The sequence below is a fragment of the Streptomyces sp. 796.1 genome (assembly GCF_047525675.1).
GTDB lineage: Bacteria > Actinomycetota > Actinomycetes > Streptomycetales > Streptomycetaceae > Streptomyces.
Genome location: NZ_JBLIWA010000070.1, coordinates 1 through 7,224 on the forward strand (window position 1 = coordinate 1; position 7,224 = coordinate 7,224).

The window sequence follows — 7,224 nt, forward strand, 5'->3', positions numbered from 1 at the left end:
CCGCCGGTGCGCGGCGCCGTGCCGCCGCCCCCCGTGCGGGCGCCCGCGCGCGAGGACGGTCCGGACCTGGGTCCGGCCAGGCGCGCGGGGGTGGCGCCGCGGGAGCCGGCCGTTCCCGGGCCGGTACGGGCGCCGGGACCGCGCACTGCGGCGCCGCGTCCGGCCCCGCGCGGCGGGGGAGCCTCGTTCGGCCGCCGCTCCGTGTGCTGCTGCGCGTACTCCTCGGCCAGTTGCCCGCTCGGCCGCTCGCCGCGCTGCCGCAGTGGCTCCTGGGGGCCGAGGCGACGGCCGGCCGACAGCCCGTGCGCCTCGCGCGCGGCGATCTCCTTGAGCCGCAGCGACAGTTGCAGGGTGCTGGGCCGGTCCTCGGGGTCCTTCGCCAGGCAGGAGTACAGCAGCGGGGCGAGCGCATCGGGCACTCCGGCCAACTGCGGCTCCTCGTGCACCACCCGGTACAGCATGACCTCCGAACTCCCCTGCCCGAAGGGGGAGTCCGCCATCGAGGCGTAGGCGAGGGTGGCGCCGAGCGCGAACACGTCCGTCGCCGGCGTCACGGCCGCGCCCCGCACCTGCTCGGGCGCGAGGAAGCCGGGTGAGCCGACCGCCGTACCCACATGGGTGAGCGTGCTGGCCCCCGTCGCCCAGGCGATGCCGAAGTCGATGATGCGCGGGCCCTTGGGCGAGAGCAGGATGTTCGACGGCTTGAGGTCGCGGTGGACGACGCCCGCATCGTGCACCGCGAGCAGCCCCTCGGCGAGCGCGGCGCCGATCGACGCCACCTGCGCGGCGGGCAACGGGCCCTCGTCGCCGACCTTGTCGTGCAGCGACGGCCCGGGCACGTACTGGGTCGCGAACCACGGCCGCTCGGTCTCCAGGTCCGCGGCCACCAGCCGGGCCGTACAGCCGCCGCGGATGCGCCGGGCGGCCGACACCTCGCGCGCGAAGCGCGACCTGAACTCCTGGTCCTCCGCCAGGTCGGGCCGGATCACCTTCAGCGCCACCCGCTGGCCGCGCCGGTCCGAGCCCAGGTAGACCACGCCCATCCCGCCGGCACCGAGCCGACGGTGGAGCCGGAACGAGCCGACGACACGCGGGTCCTCGCGTCGGAGCCGCATCATCGCCATGTCCGTCCCCTACCTCCGGTGGGGAGGCCCCACGCTGCTGCCCGTCTGACGTGCCACAGCTTACGGATTGACGGGGCGGTGTGCGCAGAGGCCGTGCATGCGTCGGGAGACGGATTGTCAGCAGGCCCCGGAGCGCCGGCCCGTCGGACCGGCGCGACGACCCCGAACGTCCCCGGCCATCCCGGCCTTCCCAAACGGCCGCCGGAGTAGGGACCTTGGGCGTATGAGCGGAGGTCGCACGGAGATCCCACCCGGCACGGGGGACGGGGCGTACGGCTGCGCGGTCACCGCGGGCGGGTCCGGCCGCAGGCACGCCCCACCACGGCGGCACGGGCCCCCGCACGTGAGGGAAGTCACCCGCTGCGGGCCCCGCCGGCACGGCTGCGGCCCCCGCCGCGCGTGCGATGCGCCGTGCTGCCCGGTACCGCGGCGTACATCCGCGGGATACATCACCGGGAGGCCGGCCGGCCGCCGGCCTGCACCTGCTCCGGCCGCGGCACCGCAGGTCACCGGGGTCCACCAGGCCCCTCGTCCCCCATGTCGGGGCCACTTCTCAGGGAAGACCCGGGTACCGGGCGCGAGGTCTGCAACCAGGGGAGTACTGCTCCACCCCCTCCGTCATCCTCCGGGAGGCCAGGAAAGCGATACGAGGGCATGACGCCGGGTACCCGCCCGCAGACCTAATGTTGAGGTCAAGCGGCGGGCGTAGCACTCGTCCCCCGAGGTCAACGCCCGCCGCCCCACCATCACAGAGGAGGGGACGATGGCGATCACCGCAGGCCGCACGGACTTCGAAGCTCAGCGGCAGCGAGTCTCCACCGCGCTCGGCACCGGACGTCCCGGGACCCGCCGCCACCCACTGGTGGCAGCAGCCATGGTGCTGCCGGTCGCCGCCCTCCTCGCAGTCGTGTTCGGCGGTTGGGAAGCCGTCGTCACACAAGCGTCGTCCGTGGCCGGAATACTGGGGCGCTAGTCGCCCCAGGCCCGGGAGAGCGGCCCGGGCCGGGGACTTCCGGCCATAACCCCGTGGGGACGGGGGTGCGGCGGACGGCACGAAGCCCGGACAGCCCGGGAGTGAAGGCGATCAACTCGCCCTCACGACCGGCACCGGGTCAAAGGGTCCTGGTTACCTGGGGAGGTAACCAGGACCCTTGTGCGTTCCCCGTCGATCCGAGGGCTGCCCGCTCGGCGCGAGCCCGGTGCCCCACGGCGCGTACGATCCCAGGGCGGATGCGGCTCCGGCCCGCGATCCCGTGCGCGATTCCGTCCGGACCGTGCCACCGAGCCCGGAGCAGCGCCACCAAGGGGGGCCGTGAACACCTCAACCACCTCATCGGCCAACCCAGTTGACCCCGCACGGCCTGCCGCCGCAACGGAACGGGCCCAGGCCCCGGCCCCGGCCCCGACGGAGCTAACCGGCCTCCCTGCCCCACCCTGCTCGCCCGATCCGACCAGAGCACCCGCGGCTTCCGGAGCACCCACGACCGCCAAGCCAACCCCGCCCCCCACCACGCGCCCGGACGCCAGCACGCGCCCGGACGCCAGCACGCGCCCGGACGCCAGCACGCGCCCGGACGCGAGAACGCCCCGGTGCCCCAGCACGACCCGGCCACCCCTCACGACCACGGCCCCCGAGACGCCCCCCATCACCGAGACCGCGCAGGTCACAGCCTTCCTACGCGGACTGTCCGGAGCGGCGGAGCCCCGCACCAACGCCGCGCCGGTGGTCCTCGCGGACCGGTCCGACGCCACGGTCGTACGGCTAGGCCCCCGCGTGGCCAAGGCACACCCCGCCGATGCCGACCCCGACGCCCTGCTGACCCGGCTGCGGATCGCGGCCCACCCGTCGCTCCGCACGTCCCTGCTCGCGCCCCTCCCGCTCGCCGCGCCCGGCCACCCCGCGCCCCACCTCGAACGGACCCCCAGCGCCCCCGCCCCCGCACCGTCCGCGAGCGCGGCGACCACCCCCGCCCTGCTCGCGCCGCTGCCCGGCGGTCGGTTGGTGAGCCTGTGGCCGTACGGGGCGCCGGTGGCGCCCGACGAGCGGGACGCCGTGCCGTGGGAGGCGCTCGGCGGGCTGCTCGCCCGGCTGCACCGGGTGCCGGTCGACACGCTGCCGGGGCCCGTACCGCCGATGTACGGGCCGGCCAAGGTGGCCCGCGCGTTGCGGCGACTGCGCGCCGCGCAGCCGGCCGTGGCCCGGTCTTCGGCCGCCCGCGCCGTCCACGCCGCGGCGCGAGCGCTGCCCGACTGGGCGCGCGGCGACGCCCCGGCCCCGGCCGCCGACCGGCTCTGCCACGGCGATCTGCACCTCGGGCAGTTGGTCCGGCTCGCGGCACCGGACGACCTCGCGGGCCACACCCACTCCGCGAGCCCCCCGCACGGCCCGTCACCCACCGCCCCGGCTGCCCCAACGGCCGGCCGCCCGGGCACGGCGGGCGACGGATGGCTGCTGATCGACGTCGACGACCTCGGCACCGGCGACCCGGCCTGGGACCTCGCCCGCCCCGCGGCCTGGTTCGCCACCGGACTGCTCGACCCCGACGAGTGGAACAGGCTGCTCGACTCCTATCGGGCGGCCGGCGGCCCGGCGGCGGGACCGGCCGGCGATCCCTGGCCCCACCTCGACGTACCGGCCAGGGCGCTCACCGTGCAGAGCGCGGCACTGGGCCTGGTCAAGGCGGCCTCCGCGGCCCGGGCCCTGGACCTGGCGGAAGAGGCGATGGTGGCGGCCTGCGCCCGCATGGTGGGTCTGCCCGAACCGCCGCCCCAGGCCCCACCGACCGCCGGCTGACCCGCCCCGGTCCCAGGCGAACGTCCTGGCCCGCATCCGACTCCCCAAGCGGCCAACGCCCCACTCCGCGAAGCGTTCCGGGCCCCACTCCGTAGAAGAAGCCGGGCCCCGTCCGCACCGGCCGTGGAGCCCCGGGCGGTTGCCGCGGAGTCACGCCGTAGGGTGAACTCATCGTCGTCGGACGTCTGTTCCGGCGGCGCGGATGCCCGAAGGCTGAGGAGTTGAGCGGACCATGCAGTGTCCCAAGTGTCATGCACCGATGCATACGTACAACCGCAGCGGTGTGCAGATCGAGCAGTGCAGTGGCTGCCGGGGGATCTTTCTGGACTACGGGGAGCTTGAGTCGCTGACGCAGCTTGAGTCGCAGTGGGTGCAGCAGGCGCCCCCGCCGGCCCCGGCCCCGCAGGCGTACCCCGCCACCCCCGCCCCCGCCTGGGGCGCAGGGCACCACGGCCACGGCCACCGCCGGCGGAGCTTCGGCCACATGCTCTTCTCGTCCTGAGCACCGGCGACACCGGCCCGGCCCGCTGAGCCGCCGGCCGCCGGACCACCCCGTGGACCGGGCCCGCAAGGTCCGGCCCACGGGCCGCCAGGCGCCCTGCGGCACACGGCGCGGCCATGGACGAAAAACGACCGGTGATCGAAGCTGAGCTCCGATCACCGGCCGTTTGCGGTGTGGACGATACTGGGATTGAACCAGTGACCTCTTCCGTGTCAGGGAAGCGCTCTCCCGCTGAGCTAATCGTCCGGGATGGTGCAGTACACCGTGTGCGCGATACTGGGATTGAACCAGTGACCTCTTCCGTGTCAGGGAAGCGCTCTCCCGCTGAGCTAATCGCGCGGGACCACCCGCCCCGAAGGGCTGGTGCCTCACCCCAGGCGTTGACCTAGGTCGTACGGGGTCCGAAGACCCAGTGGACGATACTGGGATTGAACCAGTGACCTCTTCCGTGTCAGGGAAGCGCTCTCCCGCTGAGCTAATCGTCCGAGGTGGAGACGGGATTTGAACCCGTGTAGACGGCTTTGCAGGCCGTTGCCTCGCCTCTCGGCCACTCCACCAGGAGTGAGGGAAAAAATCCCCCACATCGAGCGGACGACGAGATTCGAACTCGCGACCCTCACCTTGGCAAGGTGATGCTCTACCAACTGAGCCACGTCCGCAGTTGTCGTTGTCCAGAACACTTCCGCGTCCCGGCGACGTGTTGAACTCTAGCGGATTCCTGGGCCAGCTCAAATTCCGTTTCCGCAGCGTGCTGCGGTGGTCACCGCCCCAGAGCGCGCCGCGCGACCCGGTCATAGACTCGCCACCGTGTACGACCTGCCGCCCATGGCCCGTTTCGGCGGGCTCCTCGCCACCGACCTGCGCGACGTCACCAGCGACCCGGCCGCCCTCGAATCGGCGGGTTTCTGGGCCGTCGTCGCGGACTTCGAGGGGCGGCTGACCTGCGCCCGCTTCGGCGACGTACGACCCGCGCCGGTGCCCCGCCCGATCCCGGGCGGCTGGCGTGGCCCCGCGACGGACGCCTGGACCTCCTCGCTCGACCGGGCGGCGTACACCGCGGGCGTACGGCGCATCCGCCGGCACATCGCGGCCGGCGAGGTCTACCAGGCCAACCTCTGCCGGGTGCTCTCCGCGCCGCTGCCGCGCGCGCCCGGGGGCGCCCCCGCCGACGTCGACGCGCTGACCGCGCTGCTCGCCCGCGGCAACCCGGCCCCGTACGCCGGCACGGTGCGGCTGCCCGCACACGGCGTCGAGGTGGCCACCGCATCGCCCGAGCTCTACCTGCGCCGCAGCGGGGCCGTGGTCGAGTCCGGCCCGATCAAGGGCACCGGGCGGGTCGCGGCGGACCTGCTGGAGAAGGACCACGCGGAGAACGTGATGATCGTCGACCTGGTCCGCAACGACCTGGGGCGGGTGTGCGCCACCGGCTCGGTGACCGTCCCCGAGTTGTGCGCGATCGAACCGCACCCGGGCCTCGTCCACCTGGTCTCCACGGTTCGCGGCGCGCTGGCGGCCGGCGCCGGCTGGCCCGAGCTGCTGGCCGCCACCTTCCCGCCGGGCTCGGTGACCGGCGCCCCCAAGGCCAGCGCACTGGAGATCATCGCGGCCCTGGAAACGGCTCCCCGCGGCCCGTACTGCGGCGGTGTCGGCTGGGTGGACGCGGACCGCGGCACCGCCGAACTGGCCGTCGGCATCCGCACCTTCTGGCTCGACCGCACCCCGCAGGAGGGCGACCCGCACGGCACCCCGGTGCTGCGCTTCGGCACCGGCGCCGGCATCACCTGGGGCTCCGACCCCGAGCGCGAATGGCAGGAGACCGAGCTGAAGGCGGCCCGACTGCTCGCGGTAGCGTCAGGGGCACAGCAGGCGACTGGAGGGACGGTACGGTGACGATCTGGCTCGATGGGGCACTGCGCGACGAGAGCGAGGCCCGGGTCTCGGTCTTCGACCACGGCATGACGGTCGGCGACGGCATCTTCGAAACCCTCAAGGCCGTACACGGCGTCCCCTTCGCGCTCACCCGCCACCTGGAGCGGCTCACCGTCTCCGCGCACGCCCTCGGCCTGCCCGAACCCGACCTGGACGAGGTGCGCCGGGCCGTCGACGCGGTGCTGGCCGCCAACCCCATGCCGCTGGGCCGGCTGCGCATCACCTACACCGGCGGCGTCGCACCGCTCGGCTCCGACCGCGGCGAGGCCGACGCCACGCTGGTGGTGGCCGTCGGAGCGGCCATCGAGCACCCGGCGAGCACCGCCGTCATCACCGTCCCCTGGACCCGCAACGAACGCGGCGCGCTCGCCGGCGTGAAGTCCACCTCGTACGCGGAGAACGTGGTCGCCCTCGGCGCCGCGCGCCGCGCCGGGGCGTCCGAGGCGCTGTTCGCCAACACGGTCGGCCAGCTCTGTGAGGGGACCGGCTCCAACGTGTTCCTGGTGCTCGGCGGCGAACTGCACACCCCGCCGCTGACCTCGGGGTGCCTGGCCGGCGTCACCCGGGCGCTGGTCGTGGAGTGGTCGGGCGCGAAGGAGACGGACCTGCCGCTGGCTGCGCTGGATGAGGCCGACGAGATCTTCCTGACCTCCACGCTCCGCGACGTCCAGGGCGTCCACCGGGTCGGCCCCGCGGACGGCGGGCGCGAACTGGGGCAGCCGGGCGAGATCACCCGGGAGGTCCTGCGCACCTTCACCGAACGCGCGGCAGCCAACCCCGACCCCCGCTGACCCGCCCACCGGCCGTCCAGCGTCGGTGGACCCGTAGGCCCTGACGCGCGGCCGGCCCCGTACGGCCGGCCGCGCGCCGCGTGA

The 7,224-nt window shown here is 74.6% G+C and carries 6 protein-coding genes and 5 tRNA genes; 5 read left to right on the top strand and 6 right to left on the bottom strand.

Annotated features, from left to right (window positions below; translation table 11 throughout):
- Positions 1–1,124: serine/threonine-protein kinase (locus ACMA1D_RS30825; RefSeq protein WP_414727284.1), on the bottom strand; the 1,124-nt coding region annotated here is incomplete at its 3' end.
- A 763-nt stretch (positions 1,125–1,887) separates the two neighbouring features.
- On the opposite strand from ACMA1D_RS30825, the gene ACMA1D_RS30830 reads away from it, so the two are divergent.
- The 3 genes from ACMA1D_RS30830 to ACMA1D_RS30840 all read left to right on the top strand — a co-directional run bounded on the left by ACMA1D_RS30830 (position 1,888) and on the right by ACMA1D_RS30840 (position 4,420).
- On the top strand, positions 1,888–2,097 hold the full coding sequence (locus ACMA1D_RS30830) for a hypothetical protein (RefSeq protein ID WP_349997025.1): 210 nt from the start codon (positions 1,888–1,890) through the stop codon (positions 2,095–2,097).
- An 801-nt stretch (positions 2,098–2,898) separates the two neighbouring features.
- Complete coding sequence (locus ACMA1D_RS30835) at positions 2,899–3,918, top strand: phosphotransferase (protein WP_414727285.1); 1,020 nt, start codon at positions 2,899–2,901, stop codon at positions 3,916–3,918.
- Positions 3,919–4,150: 232 nt separating this feature from the next.
- Positions 4,151–4,420 (top strand): zf-TFIIB domain-containing protein, encoded by a 270-nt coding sequence (locus ACMA1D_RS30840; protein WP_414727286.1) that lies wholly within the window; start codon positions 4,151–4,153, stop codon positions 4,418–4,420.
- Between the two features lie 174 nt (positions 4,421–4,594).
- Here the strand turns inward: ACMA1D_RS30840 and ACMA1D_RS30845 are convergent.
- From ACMA1D_RS30845 to ACMA1D_RS30865, 5 genes are all read right to left on the bottom strand, one after another.
- Positions 4,595–4,666 (bottom strand) — tRNA-Val (locus ACMA1D_RS30845).
- Positions 4,667–4,687: 21 nt separating this feature from the next.
- Positions 4,688–4,759, bottom strand: a tRNA-Val gene (locus ACMA1D_RS30850).
- Positions 4,760–4,833: 74 nt separating this feature from the next.
- Positions 4,834–4,905, bottom strand: a tRNA-Val gene (locus ACMA1D_RS30855).
- A 1-nt stretch (position 4,906) separates the two neighbouring features.
- Positions 4,907–4,977, bottom strand: a tRNA-Cys gene (locus ACMA1D_RS30860).
- Between the two features lie 29 nt (positions 4,978–5,006).
- Positions 5,007–5,079 (bottom strand) — tRNA-Gly (locus ACMA1D_RS30865).
- 148 nt (positions 5,080–5,227) lie between these two features.
- Here ACMA1D_RS30865 and ACMA1D_RS30870 point away from each other — a divergent pair.
- Complete coding sequence (locus tag ACMA1D_RS30870; protein WP_414727287.1) at positions 5,228–6,310, top strand: chorismate-binding protein; 1,083 nt, start codon at positions 5,228–5,230, stop codon at positions 6,308–6,310.
- Positions 6,307–7,140 carry an aminotransferase class IV gene (locus ACMA1D_RS30875; protein WP_414727288.1) on the top strand — a complete coding sequence of 278 codons (834 nt, stop codon included), beginning with the start codon at positions 6,307–6,309 and terminating at the stop codon, positions 7,138–7,140. Before ACMA1D_RS30870 ends, ACMA1D_RS30875 begins: the two co-directional genes overlap by 4 nt.
- Positions 7,141–7,224: the final 84 nt, after the last annotated feature.

What these genes read in the sequence shown, in the direction of transcription:
- ACMA1D_RS30830 (WP_349997025.1), top strand. Translation starts at nt 1,888, where the DNA reads ATGGCGATCACCGCAGGCCGCACGGACTTCGAAGCTCAGCGGCAGCGA.
- ACMA1D_RS30840 (WP_414727286.1), top strand. Translation starts at nt 4,151, where the DNA reads ATGCAGTGTCCCAAGTGTCATGCACCGATGCATACGTACAACCGCAGC.